The 15,627-nt window shown below is 74.9% G+C and carries 17 protein-coding genes and 1 pseudogene; 9 read left to right on the top strand and 9 right to left on the bottom strand.

Features of this window, described 5'->3' with window-relative positions; all coding sequences use genetic code 11:
* The first annotated feature begins 298 nt into the window (after positions 1–298).
* On the top strand, positions 299–1,156 hold the full coding sequence (locus ACFV4P_RS03595) for a helix-turn-helix domain-containing protein (protein ID WP_380466917.1): 858 nt from the start codon (positions 299–301) through the stop codon (positions 1,154–1,156).
* A gap of 3 nt (positions 1,157–1,159) precedes the next feature.
* Here the strand turns inward: ACFV4P_RS03595 and ACFV4P_RS03590 are convergent, their stop codons facing one another.
* Positions 1,160–2,113 carry a helix-turn-helix transcriptional regulator gene (locus ACFV4P_RS03590; RefSeq protein ID WP_380466914.1) on the bottom strand — a complete coding sequence of 318 codons (954 nt, stop codon included), beginning with the start codon at positions 2,111–2,113 and terminating at the stop codon, positions 1,160–1,162.
* 64 nt (positions 2,114–2,177) lie between these two features.
* Here ACFV4P_RS03590 and ACFV4P_RS03585 point away from each other — a divergent pair, with 64 nt between their 5' ends.
* Positions 2,178–2,558 (top strand): VOC family protein, encoded by a 381-nt coding sequence (locus ACFV4P_RS03585; protein ID WP_380466911.1) that lies wholly within the window; start codon positions 2,178–2,180, stop codon positions 2,556–2,558.
* Between the two features lie 79 nt (positions 2,559–2,637).
* Here ACFV4P_RS03585 and ACFV4P_RS03580 read toward each other — a convergent pair whose 3' ends face one another.
* The gene (locus ACFV4P_RS03580) at positions 2,638–4,527 is read right to left on the bottom strand and encodes a serine hydrolase domain-containing protein (RefSeq protein ID WP_380466909.1); all 1,890 of its coding nucleotides are present in this window, start codon (positions 4,525–4,527) and stop codon (positions 2,638–2,640) included.
* Between the two features lie 150 nt (positions 4,528–4,677).
* Positions 4,678–4,983, bottom strand: coding sequence for a hypothetical protein (locus ACFV4P_RS03575; RefSeq protein WP_380466907.1), 306 nt, complete (start codon positions 4,981–4,983; stop codon positions 4,678–4,680).
* A gap of 125 nt (positions 4,984–5,108) precedes the next feature.
* Between ACFV4P_RS03575 and ACFV4P_RS03570 the strand changes: the two genes are divergently transcribed.
* Entirely contained in the window at positions 5,109–6,779 is a 1,671-nt protein-coding gene (locus tag ACFV4P_RS03570; protein ID WP_380466904.1) for a sensor histidine kinase, read from the top strand.
* A gap of 94 nt (positions 6,780–6,873) precedes the next feature.
* A complete protein-coding gene (locus ACFV4P_RS03565) occupies positions 6,874–7,638 on the top strand; it encodes a maleylpyruvate isomerase family mycothiol-dependent enzyme (RefSeq protein ID WP_380466901.1) in 765 nt (254 codons plus the stop codon).
* Position 7,639: 1 nt separating this feature from the next.
* Here ACFV4P_RS03565 and ACFV4P_RS03560 read toward each other — a convergent pair whose 3' ends face one another.
* Positions 7,640–8,326: an aspartate/glutamate racemase family protein gene (locus ACFV4P_RS03560; RefSeq protein ID WP_380466898.1), complete on the bottom strand. Its 687-nt coding sequence runs from the start codon at positions 8,324–8,326 to the stop codon at positions 7,640–7,642.
* Between the two features lie 163 nt (positions 8,327–8,489).
* On the opposite strand from ACFV4P_RS03560, the gene ACFV4P_RS03555 reads away from it, so the two are divergent.
* Positions 8,490–9,230 (top strand): beta-glucanase, encoded by a 741-nt coding sequence (locus tag ACFV4P_RS03555; protein WP_380466895.1) that lies wholly within the window; start codon positions 8,490–8,492, stop codon positions 9,228–9,230.
* A 132-nt stretch (positions 9,231–9,362) separates the two neighbouring features.
* Here ACFV4P_RS03555 and ACFV4P_RS03550 read toward each other — a convergent pair.
* Both ACFV4P_RS03550 and ACFV4P_RS03545 read right to left on the bottom strand, forming a co-directional pair.
* Positions 9,363–9,881 (bottom strand): annotated as a pseudogene (locus tag ACFV4P_RS03550) (TipAS antibiotic-recognition domain-containing protein); the annotation flags it as partial.
* A gap of 180 nt (positions 9,882–10,061) precedes the next feature.
* A complete protein-coding gene (locus ACFV4P_RS03545; protein ID WP_380466893.1) occupies positions 10,062–10,685 on the bottom strand; it encodes a response regulator in 624 nt (207 codons plus the stop codon).
* A 163-nt stretch (positions 10,686–10,848) separates the two neighbouring features.
* On the opposite strand from ACFV4P_RS03545, the gene ACFV4P_RS03540 reads away from it, so the two are divergent.
* On the top strand, positions 10,849–11,055 hold the full coding sequence (locus ACFV4P_RS03540) for a DUF6011 domain-containing protein (RefSeq protein WP_073810144.1): 207 nt from the start codon (positions 10,849–10,851) through the stop codon (positions 11,053–11,055).
* Positions 11,056–11,066: 11 nt separating this feature from the next.
* Here ACFV4P_RS03540 and ACFV4P_RS03535 read toward each other — a convergent pair whose 3' ends face one another.
* Positions 11,067–11,813 carry an adenosylcobinamide amidohydrolase gene (locus tag ACFV4P_RS03535; protein ID WP_380466890.1) on the bottom strand — a complete coding sequence of 249 codons (747 nt, stop codon included), beginning with the start codon at positions 11,811–11,813 and terminating at the stop codon, positions 11,067–11,069.
* Positions 11,814–11,941: 128 nt separating this feature from the next.
* Here ACFV4P_RS03535 and ACFV4P_RS03530 point away from each other — a divergent pair, with 128 nt between their 5' ends.
* The 3 genes from ACFV4P_RS03530 (at position 11,942) to ACFV4P_RS03520 (ending at position 13,823) form a co-directional block, all read left to right on the top strand.
* Positions 11,942–12,616, top strand: a complete 675-nt coding sequence (locus tag ACFV4P_RS03530; RefSeq protein WP_380466887.1) for a TetR family transcriptional regulator — start codon at positions 11,942–11,944, stop codon at positions 12,614–12,616.
* A gap of 274 nt (positions 12,617–12,890) precedes the next feature.
* The gene (locus tag ACFV4P_RS03525) at positions 12,891–13,091 is read left to right on the top strand and encodes a DUF1918 domain-containing protein (RefSeq protein WP_380466885.1); all 201 of its coding nucleotides are present in this window, start codon (positions 12,891–12,893) and stop codon (positions 13,089–13,091) included.
* 36 nt (positions 13,092–13,127) lie between these two features.
* On the top strand, positions 13,128–13,823 hold the full coding sequence (locus ACFV4P_RS03520) for a DedA family protein (RefSeq protein ID WP_380466882.1): 696 nt from the start codon (positions 13,128–13,130) through the stop codon (positions 13,821–13,823).
* A 171-nt stretch (positions 13,824–13,994) separates the two neighbouring features.
* Here the strand turns inward: ACFV4P_RS03520 and ACFV4P_RS03515 are convergent, their stop codons facing one another.
* Both ACFV4P_RS03515 and ACFV4P_RS03510 read right to left on the bottom strand, forming a co-directional pair.
* Positions 13,995–14,744, bottom strand: a complete 750-nt coding sequence (locus ACFV4P_RS03515) for a PIG-L deacetylase family protein (protein ID WP_380466879.1) — start codon at positions 14,742–14,744, stop codon at positions 13,995–13,997.
* 17 nt (positions 14,745–14,761) lie between these two features.
* A complete protein-coding gene (locus ACFV4P_RS03510; RefSeq protein WP_380466876.1) occupies positions 14,762–15,418 on the bottom strand; it encodes an NADPH-dependent F420 reductase in 657 nt (218 codons plus the stop codon).
* Positions 15,419–15,627: the final 209 nt, after the last annotated feature.

The following is a 15,627-nucleotide window of genomic DNA, read 5'->3' as shown; positions in this document are numbered from 1 at the left end:
GACTACTGCACTCCACTGCTCTCACCTCCGCATTCTCGGGACGCACCGGGGCGTCACGACCGTCGCCCAGTGTAGCCCCGCACGCGCCCGCCCCCGGCCGGGGCCCTCGCCGGGGCCCGCACCGGAGCCCGCACCGGGGCCGCACCGGGCCCCCGGCACGGCCGCACCGAGCACAGGACGCGCCGAGCACGGCCGCACCGACCGCCGGGAGCCCGGCGGCCACCGTCCGGGAGGGTGGCACTCGCAGGGTTACCTTGGGCCGCAGACTCGCCCGGTCCCCCGGGGCACACTGATGCGTATGGACACTTCGGCGGATCTCGGTGAGTTCCTGCGCAGCCGACGGGCGTTGCTGCAGCCGCAGGACGTAGGTCTGAACGCGACGGAATCCCGCCGCCGGGTGCCGGGGCTGCGCCGCGAGGAGTTGGCGCTGCTCGCCGGGGTGAGCGTCGCGTACTACACGCGGCTGGAGCAGGGCCAGAGTGTCAACGCCTCGGACGGGGTGCTGGACGCGGTGGCCCGCGCGCTGCGCCTGGACGGTGACGAGCACGCCCACCTGCACGCCCTGGCCCGTCCCGACCGGGCCTCGGCGGGCCGGAGTTCGACGCCCAGGCCGGAGCGGGTCCGGGCGTCGACGCGGCACCTGATCGCGGCGCTGGACCGCATCCCGGCCGTGGTCCTGAACCACCGCTACGACTTCCTGGCGTGGAACCCGCTGGGGCACGCCCTGCTGGCCGGGCACCTCGACCCGTCCGCGCCGGACCTCCCGGCCGAGCGTCCCAATCTGGCCAGGCTGCTGTTCCTCGACCCGCACACCCGGGAGCTGTTCACGCACTGGGAGGCCGAGACGAAGGTCGCCGTGGCGGCTCTCAGGCTGACGGTCGGGCGGTACCCGGAGGACCGCCAGCTGGCCGAGCTGGTGGGTCAGCTGGCCATCCACAGCCCGGAGTTCGCCTCGCTGTGGGCCCGCCACCCGGTGCGCGAGTGCACGGCCGGCACCAAGTCCTTCCACCACCCGCTGGTGGGCGAGCTCGACCTGGGCCTGGAGAACCTGCGCCCCTCGGACAGCAGCGACCACCGCATCCTGCTGTACATCCCCGAGCCGGGTTCCCCGTCCGCCGCCGCCGTCGACCTGCTGGCCGGCACTCTCCAGCGCTGACGGTCAGCCGGCGTTGTCGTCCAGGAGTTCGCGGGTGCGCCGCAGCAGGGCGTGGCGCACCTCGTCGGGCGCCAGCACGCGCAGGGGCGTGCCGAGGCCGAGCAGGTACCGGGCGAGGCCGTCGGCGTCGGGTCCGCCGATCTCGGCGACGGTCGCGTCGGGGCCGTCGGGGCGGTGGGTGCCGACGGTCGGCGGGATCAGTTCCAGCGCCCGGTCGAGGGGCAGCGGGAGCCGGATCGTCACGTACACCGGGTAGTCGGCGCGGGCGAGGGAGTGGAAGACCAGCAGGGCCGGGTCGGGCGGGTCGGCGAGTTCGACGGGGCGCCCGGTGGAGTGGATGCGGGCGACCCGGTCGGCGCGGAAGGTCCGCCATTCGCCGCGGGCGACGTCCCGGGCGACGAAGTACCAGTGGCGGCCGGTGCTGACCAGGCGGTACGGGTCGACGTCCCGGACGGTGGCCGTGCCCTGCCGGTCACGGTACGAGAGACGGCTGCGTTCGCCGCGTCGGCAGGCCGCGGCCAGGTCGAGCAACCGGCCCTGGGCGAGCGGGGGTTCGCCGGTTCTGGGGGTGTGCACCAGGGCGGCGTCGAGCTCGCCGAGCCGGTCCGCGATCCGCGACGGCAGGACCTGGCGGAGTTTCAGCAGCGCGGACAGCGCGGCCTGGTCGCCGCCGAGGACTCCGCTGAGCGCGGCTTCGCGCAGTCCGACCGCGACGGCGAGCGCTTCTTCCTCGTCCAGGATCAGCGGCGGGACGCGCGAGCCGGCGCGCAGCCGGTAGCCGCCCCACGGTCCGGGGTCGGACTCGACGCCGTAGCCGAGGTCGCGGAGCCGGGCGATGTCGCGCCGCACGGTGCGGTCGGTGACGGCGAGCCGGCCGGCCAGTTCGCCGCAGGTCCAGGAGGGGCGGGTGGACAGCAGCGAGACCAGGCGCAGCAGTCGGGCCGAGGTGGTGATCACGTCCGGAAAGTGTGCCGGACGACCAGGACCGGACCTGTCCTGGTCGGGTCGTAGCGTCCTGCCCATGAGCACCGGGAGCATCTCTTCGATCCGCTGGTCCGCTGTCACGTTCGACTGCGCGGACCCTGCCGCACTGGCCCGTTTCTACGGCGAGGCCGCCGGCCTGCCCGTCCTGTACGCCACCGACGGGTTCGTCCTGCTGGGCCGGGACGGCACGGCGGGCCTGGGCTTCAACCGGGTGGCCGACCACCGTCCGCCGAGCTGGCCGGACGTGTCCGGGGCGAAGCAGGCCCACCTGGAGTTCGGCGTCGACGACCTGGACGCCGCGCAGGCCCGGCTGGTCGCGCTGGGGGCGGTCGTCCCCGACTTCCAGCCGGACCCCGGTCGCTGGCGGGTGCTGCTGGACCCGGCGGGCCACCCGTTCTGCCTCTCCACCCTGGCCTGAGCCGGCCCCGGGCCGCGTCGCCCCCACCAGAGCCCCGAACGCCCCGGCCGAAGTCCCCGGCCCGAACACTCCGGCCGCGTTACCCCAGCAGAGCGCCGAGCGGACCGGCGATCAGGTGGTAGTGGGCGAGGAACGCCGTGAACGCGCAGCAGGCCAGGGCGGTCAGGGTCATCGCGAGGCGGCCGGGCAGTCGCCACCAGTGCCGCAGCCAGCCGGCGGCGGCGCCGGCCGTGACGGCGAGGGCGGCGAGCGGGAAGGGCGCGCCCCACCAGGTGGGGGCGAGGGCGAGCGGGGTGCCGAGCGGGACGGCTTCCATCATGGCGTTGCCGTCGGAGACCAGGGCGAGCAGCGCGGCGAGGAATCCGGCGGCGAGCACGCCGGCGAGGGCGGCGGCGGCCCGGGCGGCCTGTGCGGGTCGCGGGTGGGCGGGGTGGCGGCGCAGGCGCCGGGCGAGTGCGGTGGCGGGGACGGCGACGGCCGCGCCGAGCAGGACCGTCAGGGCGGCGAACAGGACCGCCAGGCGCGGGCCCGGCCGCTCGCGCCAGGTCAGTGCCCGGTACGCGGTGGACGGGTTGTCGGAGGCGCTCAACACGCCGTCATGGAAGGCGATTTCGGCCTGTCCGTCGCGTTCGCGGTAGCGGTCGCCGCCGAGCGGCAGCCAGTGCTGTTCGGGGTGCCGGGGGTCGAGTGCGAGGCCGTCGGTGCGCAGTCCGCTGCCTTCGGCGGTGACGGTGACGGAGCCGAAGAGTTCCTCGGTGCGCATCAGGCTGTCGCGGCTGACCCTGGCGGCCCGGTACGTCCCGGCGACGCGATCGGCGTCGGCGGGGCTGCCGCTGCTGCCGCCGGCGGCGGGCGGCCGGGCGCCGGGGAGGGCGTCGACGACGGCGCGGATCAGTTCCTTGCCGTCCCAGTTGGCGCTGCCGTCGACGCCGTCGCCGTTGTAGACGACGTAGATGCCGATGCCCTGTTCGGGCAGGATCAGCAGGTTGCCGTGGAAGCCGGGCAGGTCGCCGTCCTTGAACCAGCCGGTGAAGCCGTCGCGCGTCCAGCCTTCCCAGGCGTAGCCGACGCCGGGCAGGTCGGGGTGCTGCCGGTAGTGGGTGGTCTGCATCAGGCGGGCGGCGGCGTCGGGGGCGAGTTGGGCGCGCATCCAGCGGGCCATGTCGGCGGCGGTGGTGACGCCGCCGGGGCCGCTGGGCGTCCAGGGGCCGTACTGGCCGTGTTCCTCGACCCAGCCGTCCGTGCCGTCGGGCCGGTAGCCGCGGGCGGGTGGCAGGCCGTCGGGGTGCGGCTGGGCGAAGGAGGTGCGGGTCATGCCGAGCGGGTCGAGGACGGCCGTGCGGAGCTGTTCGGCGAACGGGCGGCCGCTGACGCGTTCGACGACCAGGCCGGCGAGGGCGGTGCCGTAGTTGTCGTAGGCGACGACGGTTCCGGGCGGCCGGACCCGGGCCGGGCGGTGCCCGGCGAGGCTGTCCTCAAGGCTCGAAAGGCCTTGGGGTGTGGCGGAGTTGACGCCGACCAGGTCGCTGTCGAAGCCGGCGGTGTGGGTGAGCAGGTGGCCGGTGGTGACGGGGTGCCCGGGGTAGCTGTCGGGGATGCGGTTGGCGGGCGGCAGGTACCGGTTGACGTCGGCGGCGGGGTCGAGCTTCCCGTCGGTGATCAGTCGGGCGGCGGCCTGCGCGGTGAACAGCTTGGCCAGCGAGCCGAGGTAGAACTCGGTGCGTTCGGGGTCGACGGGCGTCCGGGCGGCGGTGTCGGCGACGCCGTAGCCCCGGGTGAGCACGCTCCCGTCGGCGCCGACCACGGCCACGGCGGCGCCCGGTATCCGGTCGCGGCCCAGCTGCGCCGTCACCGTCCGGTCGATCAGCTCCCCCAGCGGGGCCGGGACGGCGGCGTGGGCGGGCGCGGCGGCGGGCAGCAGGGCGGTGACGGCGAGGGCGAGGACGGCGGCGGTGCGGCGCTTGATCATGCGTCAACGATGGCTCCGGGCAGGGCGGTCGGGGCAGTGCCCGGCGCATCCGTCGGCATGCATTCTGCACGTCCCCCAGGTGCGGAACCCCCGTGCGGAACCCACGTGCGGAACCCACGTGCGGAGCGCCCGAGTGCGGGCCCCGGGCGGTCAGAGCTCGCAGTACCTGACGCAGAACTCGTGCGGCGCCTCGCCGGCGAACTCGCAGCAGGGGGGTTCGTCCTCGCCGTCGTTCCCGAACTCGTCGCGGTTGCGGAACTCGGTCACGATCCGGTCGCCCTCGATGCGCGACACCCCTACCTGCTTGGCGAAGTCCACTTTCAGCAGGTCGGTCTCCAGGGCCAGGCACCGCACCGAGTACCGTCGTGCGGCGCCCGGGTGCTTCGCGAACACCGCGTCCAGATCCTTGAAGAACTCCGGGTCCCGTTCCGGCCCGCAGCGGGCATGCCCAGTCATGGCGACCTCCTCGGACTCCGTGGCTCCTCTCCACCCTCCCGCCGTTGCCGCAGCGGCGCGCGCCCGCGCGGTCCACCGGCCGGCCGGGGTGCCGACGCCATGATCAACTCGGGCACAATGGCCGGGTGTTCGGGGGAACGAAGGACGAGGACGAGGGCCTGCCGGGCCCGGTGGTGCTGTCGCTGGTGCTGCTGGGCGCGATGTTCGGGATGGCCGCGCCGGCCGACGGCGGGTGGTGGCCCGCGCCCGCCGCGCTGGTGGCGCTGGCCGTGCAGGCGGTGCACTGCCTGCCGTGGACGACCCGGCTGCGCGGCGCGTGGACGCTGGCCGCCCAGCTGCTGCTCGCGCCCTGGTCGGGCGTGCCCGGCTTCGCGGCCGCCTCGGTGCTGCTGCTGGTGCGCCGGCCGGTGCGCTGGGTGCTGTTCGCGGTGATCGTGGCGGGCGCGGCGGCGCTCGCCGGGGACGGCGGCTACCGGGCGGCGAACGGCGCGAGCAACGCCCTCGCCCAGGGCCTGACGGTGTACGCGCTCACCCGGCTGTTCCACCTGTACGCCGAACTCCACGCCGCCCGCGACCGGTTGGCGGCCGCGCAGGTCGCCCGGGAGCGGCAGCGCGCGGCCCGCGAACTGCACACCGCGATCGGCGTCCCGCTGGCGGCGGTGCTGCGGCTGGCCGCCGACGGCGACGCCGCCGCCGTCGCGGCCACCGCCCGCCGGGCCGCCGCCCGGGTCCGCGCGACACCCGAACCGCCGCCCCCGGCCCCCGCGCCGGACGGCCCGATGCCCGCGCCGGTGCTGCCCGTCCTGGTCGCCGTCCACCTCGGCTACCTGGCGGCCGGCGTCGCCCTCCTCCTCGACCTCGACCTCTCGGTCGGCCAACTCGCGCTCTGCCTGGCCGCGTTGACGATCGTCACCGGCCTCCAGGTGCACCACTCGCTGCCCCGCCCGCCGGGGGTGCGCCCGCCCGGGTACGGCTGGACGTGGGCGCTGCAGTGCGTCCTCGCGGCCGCGGTGCTGTTCGGCCCGGACGGCCCGCACCCGCAGCTGCTGGCCTTCGCCGCCGCGTCCGCGCTGGTGCTGCTGCCGCCCGCCGCCGGCTGGCCCGCGTTCGGCGCGGCGGTGCTCGCGGCCGGCACGGTCGACGCGACGGCGGCCGTGGACGTGGTCACCATCGCGCTGGTCTACTACGGCCTGACGCTGCTCACCACGCTGGTGCACCGGGTCCGCGAGGCCCGCCGGGCGCTGGCCGAACTGGCCGTCGCCCGGGAGCGGCGGCGGATCGCCCGCGACGTCCACGACCTGCTCGGCTCGGGCCTGACCGCCGTCGCCGTCACCGCCGAACTCGCCCTGTGCGAGCCCGCCGCCGGCCACCTGCCGCGCGCCGCCGCACTCGCCGAACGCACCCTCGCCGAGCTGCGCGCGATCCCCGCCGACCACACCGAACTCGACCTCGACCGCGAACTCGCCTCCGCCCGGGCACTGTTGGCCGCCGCCGGGATCGAGCTGCGGCTCACCGGCGCCCCGGAGAGCATCCCCGCCACCGCCCGCCCGCTGCTCGCGGCGGTGCTCCGCGAGGGCGTCACCAACCTGCTGCGGCACAGCCGGGCCACCCACTGCGCGCTCGCCCTCCACCCGGGCGGCCTGCGCCTCACCAACGACCGCCCCCGTCCCGGCCCGCACCGCCCGGGCGACGGCACCCCCAACCTGACCGCCCGCGCCGCCGCCCACGGCGCCGCCCTCACCAGCGGCCCGGCCGGCCCCGACCACTGGACGCTGGCCGTCGCCCTGGACCGCTGAGAACCGGCAGGCACCGATGGGTGATCGAGCGCACCGAACGAGGTGCCTTCTTAATCGAGTGCGAGCGCCCAGATCCGGGTGATACAAGGTCTGCGTGACTGAGCATCTCCAATTTCCCACCCTGCTGCGGATGATCGACGAGCGGTCCGCCGCGTTCCGCGCCGCCGTCGCCGCGGCCCCCAGCCTCGACGCCGACGTCCCGTCCTGCCCGGGTTGGACGCTGTACGACCTGGCGAACCACCTCAGCGAGGGGGACCGCTTCTGGGCCTACATCGTGCTGAACACCGCGCCGGGCGACGAGCGGCCGAGCAAGGACGGGCGGGCGGCGCCCAGGGAGCGCGAGGCGCTCATCGCCTGGCTGGCCGACTCGACGGAGCAGCTGCTCGCCGCTCTGCGCGAGGCCGGCCCGGACCGGGGCTGCTGGGCCTGGTGGGAGCCGCTGGCCTCGCCGCACACGGTGGCCGCCGTGGCCCGCCGCCGCGTCCCGGAGTCGCTGATCCACACCTACGACGCCCAGTTGGCCTCCGGTGCCCCGCAGGAGCTGCCGACGACCGAGGCGGTCGACGCCGTCGACGAGTTCCTCTCCACCGTCTGCACCGGCACGAACCCGTGGCCGAACGAGCCCTCCACCATGGACTACCACACAGCCGAGGCCGGCTCCTGGCGCCAGACGGTGGACGCCGCCGGTTCCCGCTTCATCCGCCTCGCCGCGGCGGAGGCCGCCGGGAGCAAGCCCACCGCGGCCGTCTACGGCACGGCGAGCGAGATGGCCCTGCTCATGTACATGCGCATCCCGGTCGGCTCGCTGCGGATGGAGGGCGACGCCGACCTGATCCAGCAGCTCCAGGACTGGGACTGAGTCACAGCGCGGCCGCGACCGCCGCCGAGGCGTGGATGCGGGTGGTGGGGAAGACCGGCACCGGACTGTCCTCGGCGCCGACCAGCAGTTCGATCTCCGTGCAGCCGAGGATCACGCCCTGCGCGCCAGCCGCCACCAGCTCCGCGATCACGCCCCGGTACGCGGCGCGGGACTCCTCGCGGACCACGCCGAGGCACAGCTCCTGGTAGATCACCCGGTGCACCAGCTCCCGCCCGGCCGCGTCGGGGACGATCACCTCCAGGCCGTGCCCGGCGAGGCGCTCGCGGTAGAAGTCCTGCTCCATGGTGAACGCGGTGCCGAGCAGCCCGACCCGCTCGACTCCCGCCGCCAGCACGGCTTCCGCCGTCGCGTCGGCGAGGTGCAGCAGCGGGATGCCGATCGCGGCGGCGACCTGGTCGGCCACCTTGTGCATGGTGTTGGTGCAGATCAGCAGCAGGTCCGCGCCGGCCGCCTCGACGGACCGGGCGGCGGCGGCGAGCAGTTCGCCCGCCTCCTGCCACCGGCCGGCGGACTGGAGCTGTTCGATCTCCGCGAAGTCCACCGAGTGCAGCACGCACTTGGCGGAGTGCAGCCCGCCGAGCCGCTCCCGGGTGAGCTCGTTGAGCAGCCGGTAGTACTCCGCCGTGGATTCCCAACTCATGCCACCGAGCAGGCCGATCGTCTTCATCGCGCCAGCCTGCCACACCCGGCCCGCCGGTCCGGCCGCGCGCCCTCGCGCGCCCCCACGCCGGAGCTCGCACCTCAACGCGCCGGTGGATCGGGCGGTCGGCGACCGGTTTTGCCGGGAATGCCCCCGGATGAACCAATCGCACGACCCGGGAGAGTGTCCGGTGACCGCAGTGATCCCCCCGAACGGCAGCCCCACCGACCCGGCCGTCCCCGCCGTCGTCTTCGACGCACCGTTCTCCGACAGCTCCCAGTGGGCGGCCGGCGCCTCCTCCGCGTACCCGCCCGACGGGCGCAACAGCGGCGACAACAAGCTCGACCACCTGGTGCCGGGCTTCGGGCCGGACGGCGACGAGTTCGCGGCGGTCCGGGAGAACCCGTTCAGCTGGCGCACGCCGCTGGTGACCACGGAGAACACCCGGGGCAACTTCGAACTCCTCCCGGAGGACGTGCTGGAGGCGCAGTGCCTGCTGTCGGCCACCCAGGGCGCCTGGCCGGCGATCTGGACCTGGGGGCGGGACGTCGCCCCCGGCCGCCCGCAGCGCGGCCACGGCGAGGTGGACCTCTTCGAGTACCACCCCGACCACCCGCAGATGCTGGAGCTCAGCAACCACGTCAACCCCGGCAACCCCGCCTACCTGGACAACCTGGTCACCCCCGACACCTGGTTCACCCTCACCTGCCGCTTCGGCGCCGGCTCCGTGGACTGGTCGATCGACGGCCGCGCAGTCCACTCCGACGCCCGCGGCGTCGGCGCCGGCTGGCGCGCCTGGATCATCGTCAACCTCTCGGTCTCCGCCGGCCAGTGGGGCCACCTCCGCCCCCGCCCCGACATCCGCCGCATCTCCTGGCACTGCCGAAACCTCCGCGTACTGCGCAACACCCCACCCCAGAAGGGCAGTTGACCGCTCGCCCGGACAGGCCCTGGCGCGACGGCGCCGCTGGGCGGTGTCCTGGCGATCACGGGCGGAGCCGGATGACGAGCAGTGGCTGCGGTGACGGTTCCGATGGGCAGTGGAGGAGCTACCCGGGCCGGGTCAGGCCAGGCAGGTGGTGGCGTAGTACTCGATCGCGGTGTGCTGGTACTCGGCCAGGCCGGGAGTGACAGCCTCGTAGGCGGCGCGCCAGGACGGGTTCTGGACGCAGCCGAGGCCCATGGCGCGGAACTCGTCGGGCGTGACGGGGTGCAGCTCGGCGAGCGCGCGGCACTGGGCGTCGATCTCGGCCTGGACGGAGTCGGCGGAGGCCGGGGTGCCGGCCGCCAGCAGCTCCGCGAGGCGGATCATCCCGGCCGTTCGCCCCCGCTGGCCCGCCCCGAGCTCGGCGGCGTCCATCGTCGCGCTGCGGCGGTCGGTCGCCTCGACGAGCTCGGGGAAGTTCTGGAGGCCGTCCTCGTACTGGTCGGGCTGGACGCCCTCGAAGAGATTCTCCGGGCGATTGATGGTCATGGGCTGGCCGTCCTTTCGGGATCGTTCCAGGTCGGCGAGGGTGCGGGCGACGGTGGCGGCCAGGGTGTCCAGCCGGTCCCGTTCGGCGAGGAGACGGCGGACCGGTCCGCACCCGGTGCAGAATCCCGTCGATCACCTGCCGATGGTCCCGCCACCGGCCACAACGCCTGTTGCTCACCTGCAGGACCGGCCGCAGCCGTTCCCACTCGGCATCCGTCGGATCACCCCGCCCCACGACAAGTGCAACGATCCAATCGAATGAAAGTCACATGATCGACCGGACAAGTCCTAGCGGGCGGCCGCCGGGGGGAGCCAGCCGGACTCGCGGGCGATGCGGACGGCGTCGAGGCGGGTGCGGGCGTCGAGTTTGATCTGGGCGGCGGCCAGGTAGTTGCGGACGGTGCCGGGCGACAGGTGGAGGCGTTTGGCGATCTCGCGGGGCTCGCAGCCGTCGGCGGCCAGCGCGAGGGCCTGGGCCTCGCGTTCGGTGAGGGGGCTGGCGGGGGCGGTCAGGGCGCGGGCGGCGAGCTCGGGGTCGATCGCGGTGCCGCCCGCCGCGACCGTGCGGATCGCCTCGGCGAGGCGCTCGGGCGGCGCGTCCTTCGGCATGAACCCCGTCGCCCCGGCGGCCAGCGCCGCCCGCAGCACCTCGGGCCGCCGATGCGCCGTCAGGATCAACACCCCACACCCGGGCAACCGTTCGCGCAGCACGCCCGCGTTGGTCAGCCCGTCCGTCCCGGGCATGTCGACGTCCAGCACCGCGACGTCCGGCCGGTGGGCGAGCGCGGCGGCGAGCACCTGGTCGCCGTGACCGGTGTCGGCCACCACCTCGATGTCACCGGCGTCCGACAGCAGCGCCCGCAGCGCACCGCGCACCAGGTGCATGTCCTCGGCCAGCAGCACTCTCACCATGACCGCCCCGATCCCCCCGTCGACACGAAGCGCCCAGAATACCCGCGCCCGACCCCACCGGACGCTCCGCCGGACGCCCCACCGCAGGGTGAGAACCGGAGGTCGGACGAGCCTTCCGGGCCCCAGTCGCACGGCCGCCGGGCCGGAATGATGAACTGGAGGGGTGAGCACCGACCTGAAAACCATCGAACCGCCGCTGCCGGGGACAGCTGTCGAGCGCCGCCCCGCCCCGGTCGTCCGGTGCCGTCGGTGCCACCGGCCGCTGCACTCCCCCGAGTCCCGCTGGGAGAAGCTCGGCCGGCACTGCGCCGACGCGCCCGAGCGCACCCGGGTCTACGTCATCGACCAGGACCAGCTGCCCGGCACCTGATCCCCCCGCACTCACCGACCCGTCAGCACGTCGGCCAGCTCGCAGCCCTGCACCGTCGCCGGGTGCAGCGGCGGCCCGTCGTACTCGGCGCGCCGCTCGCGGTCCAGCACCCCGCCCTCGAACACCGCCGCCCGCACCGCCCGCGCCAGCCGCGAGCCCCAGTGCGAACGCGGCCCGCCGAACGGCTCCACCGGCTCGCCCGCCACCGGCGTCCGCACGGCGACGCAGATCGCGTCCGACGGCGTGCCCGAGCAGTCGCGGCCCGCCTCCAGCAAGGCCTGCACCTTCGCCTCGGTGGCCGTCGCCAGCAGGTTCACCAGCCCGGCGTCCGCCACCGCCGCCGGCACCACCGCCAGCACGTTGATCGTCCCCGGAACGAAAGCAACCCGCTTGCCCGGCAACGGAATTGACGACCCGTCAGGCTGAGCGGCGGCCCACGTGGGCACCCCGATGCCGGTGGTGACCACCGCCGTCACGCCGCCGTCCTCCGCCCAGGTGCAGGCGTCCACCTCGGCGGCCGTCATCAGGCCCACGCCCGGGCCCACCAGGCCCTGCGCGGCGGCGAGTTCGGCCAGGTGCGCGTCCGGGTCCATCCGCCCGTAGCCGGCCCGGACCTGCGCGTTGAGGACCCAGTGGCGCTCGCCGAGGCCGCCGCCGAGCACCCCGGAGCTGACCATCCGCCAGCCCGGCCCGGCCCGCCACACCAGCAGGTGCCGGCACCCGCCGTCCTCGATCCGCCCGGCCCGCTGCACCGTCACCGGCCGCCCGTCCACACCGACCCCGCCTCTCGTTCCGTCCGCCGTCGAACGGCCACCCAATCACACCGCCCCGCCGACCTGGCACGGGGATTGGCCGCGACGCGACCCGATGCGGCAGAGTGTCCGGCATGACCGCGCAGCCCTCCGCCCCCGTCTCCGCCTCCCGCGCCCCGGCGGCCGGCGCCCGCCGCCGCCCGGTGCAGCAGCGCAGCCAGGAGCGGTACGAGCGGCTGCTGGACGCCTGCGCGGGCCTGCTCGACGCGGTCGGCCCGGGCGGGCTGACCACCAAGGAGGTCGCGCAGCGCGCCGAGGTGCCGATCGGCACCCTGTACCAGTTCTTCTCCGGCAAGGACGGCCTGCTCGCCGCCCTCGCCGAACGCAACCTGGCGGTCTTCCTGGACGGCCTGGCCCGCCGGGTGGACGCCGCCGGACGCCCCGGCGTCGCCGAGTTCACCGACCTCGCGGTCGAGGAGTTCGTGGCGATGAAGCGCACCCTGCCCGGCTTCGGCCACCTCGACTTCGGCCTGGTCGACGCCCTCCCCTCCTCCGTCGAGGACCTGCACATGCTCGACGCCGAACTCGACAACAACGCGGCCGTCGCCCTGCGCCTGCGCACCATCGGCGGCGAACTCTTCTCCGCCCCCGGCTACGCGCTCGCCCTGCGGGTCGCCATGGAGTGCGCGGACGCCGTCCTCAAGCTCGCCTTCCGCGCCGCCCCGGACGGCGACCCGCAGCTGATCGCCGAGTGCAAGCGCCTGGTGCGCAGCTACCTCGCCACCCCGCCGGCCGAGCTCGCCGGCTGACCGACCGCGCCGACCGACCTCGCCGACCCCGCCGACCGACGCCTCCCGCGGGCCGATCTCCCCGGTGGGCCGACCGTGTGCCGACCGTGTGCCGACTGCGGGCCGACCGTAGGCCGAGTGCGGGCTGACCGGTTCCGCCATTGCACCGCCCGGAGCGCCGCCGCACAGTGGAAACAGGGGTCCGCGGAAGCAGGGGTCCGCCCCCGCGTCCCACCGGTCCCGGCCAGCAGCCGCCGGCCGCTCGGCCAGGTCCCGCCGAACCGCAGGAGCAGCCATGCAAGCCACCGTGGGAGACCACGTCCACATGTACAGCAGGTCGGTCGGCATGACCGACCGCAAGGGCGAGATCGTCGAGGTGCGCGGCACCGACGGCGAGCCGCCGTATCTTGTCCGCTTCGAGGACGGCCACGCCGGCCTCGTCTACCCCGGCCCCGACTGCGTCGTCGAGCACCGCCTCGCCGAAGAGCAGCGCTGATCCCGGGCCTCGGCCCGGTGGGAGGAGCGGTCCGCCTTGCCCCCACCCCTGCCGGGCCCGCTGGCCCAGCTCGCGCCACTGCTGGACGACTACGGCTACCTGGCGGTCGGCGTCCTGGTGTTCCTCGACAACTGCGTGATCCCGGTGCCCGGCCAGACCATCCTGGTGCTGGCCGCCGTCTACGCGGGCGCCGGGCAGCTGTCGCTGCCGGTGGTGCTGACCGTCGCCGTGCTGGCCGCGTTCGCCGGCAACGGCCTCGCCTACCTGATCGGACGCACCGGCGGACTGGCGTTCGTCCACCGCTGGGGACGCTACCTGCGGCTCACCCCCGAGCGCCTGGCCCGCGCCGAGGACTTCTTCCGCCGCCGCGGCACCCTGGTGGTCACCGGCGCCCGCTTCGTCGACGGCCTGCGCCAGACCAACGGCGTCGTCGCCGGCACCACCGGCATGCCGTGGCGGCGCTTCCTGCCCGCCAACGCCGCGGGCGCCGTCCTGTGGGCGGGCGTCTGGGCGGCGGTCGGCTACTCCGCCGGCAGCAACATCACCGTCCTGTACCGGCAGGCCGTCCGCTACCAGGTGCTGCTGCTGATCGCCGTCCTCGCCGTCCTCGCCCTGGTCGCCACCCGCGCCTGGCTGCGCCACCGCCGCCGTCGCCGCCCGGTGTACGACGCCGGCAGCCGCATCCCGCACCAGGACAGCGGCGAGGACGTCCCCGCCGACGGCCGGCACTGACGCTCCGTCGACACCTGCTGGTCAGCGGCCGGTGGCGGCCGGTGGCGGGCGGTGATCACCGCGCTCGCGGGGCGCCGACGTCGCCGACGTGCACCATCGTGGCGCGCAGTCGGGCCGCCCGCCCCGATCGCGCCCGACGGCGGATCGCGCCCGACGGCGCCTCGCCGCCGCTCAGCGGAAGTTGACCACCTCGAAGGCCGCGGCGAACGTCGTCCCGAGGCGGGCCCCCGCCATCCGGCCCATCGACTCCAGGAACTCGGCGGCGTTCGCCATCTCGCCGCTCAGACCTGCCAGATACGCCCGGTGGGCCTCCAGCGAGGCGACGCCGGCCGCGAACGTCCCGGTGATGTCGACACCGTGCCGCCCGTCCGGCGACCCGGCCGCCCACACCTGGCGGACGCCGTTCCACGGCTCGTTGCCCTCGGCGAGCAGTTCCCGGAACACCCACCGGTTCCCGGCCGCCGGCACCGCGTCCAGCGTGGCCCGCCCTACCGCGATGTGATCCGCCTGGTTCGGGAACACCCCGCCGTACGTGTCACGGAAGTTGGTCGTGATCACGATCTCCGGCCGGTGCCGCCGGATCGCCCGCGACAGGTCCCGGCGCAGCGGCAGCCCGTACTCCACCATGCCGTCCGGGTACCCGAGGAACTCCACGGTGTCCACCCCGACCAGCGCCGCCGACTCGACCTGCTCCCGCTCCCGTATCGGCCGGCACTGCTCGGGCTCGATCCCGTCGATCCCGGCCTCGCCGCTGGTGACCATCAGGTAGCTGATCCGCTTGCCCTGCGCCGTCCATCGGGCGACGGCCGCGGACGCGCCGTACTCCATGTCGTCCGGGTGGGCGACGATCGCCAGGGCGGTGCTCCAGTCCTCGTCCAGCGGGCTGAACGGGGGCTGCTGCTCGGTGGGGTTGCTGCTCATGGTGCTGCCTCTCGCGCTCAGTTCGCGGTCCGGATCGCGTAGTTGAAGTCGGCGTGCCCGAAGTGCCGCATCAGCGTCATCCAGAACGGCATCAGCATCTCCGTCCCCCGCGCCGCCTCGATCCCGCCGAGGTCCAGCACCCGCCCCGCCGGCCAGCCGAACTCTCCCAGTAGCGCCGTGACCTGCGCCTTCGCCTCGGCGTTCTCCCCCGCCACGAACAGCTGGTGCTCGCCGGGGATCCGGTCCGGGTCCACCATGACGGTGACGGTGACGGTGTTCAGCGCCTTCACGACGCGGCTCTCGGGCAGCGCGCGCTGAAGCTGCTCGCCGACGCTGTCCGTGTTGACGGGGTCGAGCGTCATCTCCCCGGTCGGCGAGAACACCAGCGGGTTCGACACGTCGAGCACGGTCTTCCCGGCGAGGTGCTCCGACCCGGCCAGGTCCACCGCCGACAGTGCGACGGTGCCGGAGGTGGCGACGATCACCAGCTCCCCGAACTCGGCCGCCTCCGCGAACGTCCCGGCCCGCCCGCCCTGCCCGCTGCGCTCCGCCCAGTCGACGGCCGCGTCGTTGCCCTTGCTCCGCGACCCGAGAACGACCTCGTGCCCGAGCGCGACCAGCTTGCTGCCGAGAGTCTGCCCGACCGTCCCCGTGCCGAGAATTCCGATCCGCATTCCCACTCCGTCCCCGTTCGACCCGACCCGAAAATCCGAACGCACCCTACCCGAGCCCACTTTGACCCGCAGTCAGAACCCGCCCGCCCCCACAGGCCCGTCCACCCCCACAGGCCCGCCCACCCCACAGGCCCGCCCGCCCCCACCCCCCACCATGCGACCCCCGCCACCCCCACGCCACCCGCACCGACGCGACCGCCGCCGGGAGG

This window comes from Kitasatospora sp. NPDC059795, assembly GCF_042732175.1.
GTDB lineage: Bacteria > Actinomycetota > Actinomycetes > Streptomycetales > Streptomycetaceae > Kitasatospora.
The sequence above is the reverse complement of the archived record's forward strand: the minus strand, read 5'-3'. Positions and strand labels throughout refer to the sequence as shown.

Excerpts from the sequence above, each read along its gene's own strand:
- ACFV4P_RS03595 (WP_380466917.1), top strand. The coding sequence starts at position 299 with ATGGACACTTCGGCGGATCTCGGTGAGTTCCTGCGCAGCCGACGGGCG.
- ACFV4P_RS03585 (WP_380466911.1), top strand. The coding sequence starts at position 2,178 with ATGAGCACCGGGAGCATCTCTTCGATCCGCTGGTCCGCTGTCACGTTC.
- ACFV4P_RS03580 (WP_380466909.1), bottom strand. The coding sequence starts at position 4,527 with ATGATCAAGCGCCGCACCGCCGCCGTCCTCGCCCTCGCCGTCACCGCC.
- ACFV4P_RS03575 (WP_380466907.1), bottom strand. The coding sequence starts at position 4,983 with ATGACTGGGCATGCCCGCTGCGGGCCGGAACGGGACCCGGAGTTCTTC.
- ACFV4P_RS03560 (WP_380466898.1), bottom strand. The coding sequence starts at position 8,326 with ATGAAGACGATCGGCCTGCTCGGTGGCATGAGTTGGGAATCCACGGCG.
- ACFV4P_RS03545 (WP_380466893.1), bottom strand. The coding sequence starts at position 10,685 with ATGGTGAGAGTGCTGCTGGCCGAGGACATGCACCTGGTGCGCGGTGCG.
- ACFV4P_RS03530 (WP_380466887.1), top strand. The coding sequence starts at position 11,942 with ATGACCGCGCAGCCCTCCGCCCCCGTCTCCGCCTCCCGCGCCCCGGCG.
- ACFV4P_RS03525 (WP_380466885.1), top strand. The coding sequence starts at position 12,891 with ATGCAAGCCACCGTGGGAGACCACGTCCACATGTACAGCAGGTCGGTC.
- ACFV4P_RS03515 (WP_380466879.1), bottom strand. The coding sequence starts at position 14,744 with ATGAGCAGCAACCCCACCGAGCAGCAGCCCCCGTTCAGCCCGCTGGAC.
- ACFV4P_RS03510 (WP_380466876.1), bottom strand. The coding sequence starts at position 15,418 with ATGCGGATCGGAATTCTCGGCACGGGGACGGTCGGGCAGACTCTCGGC.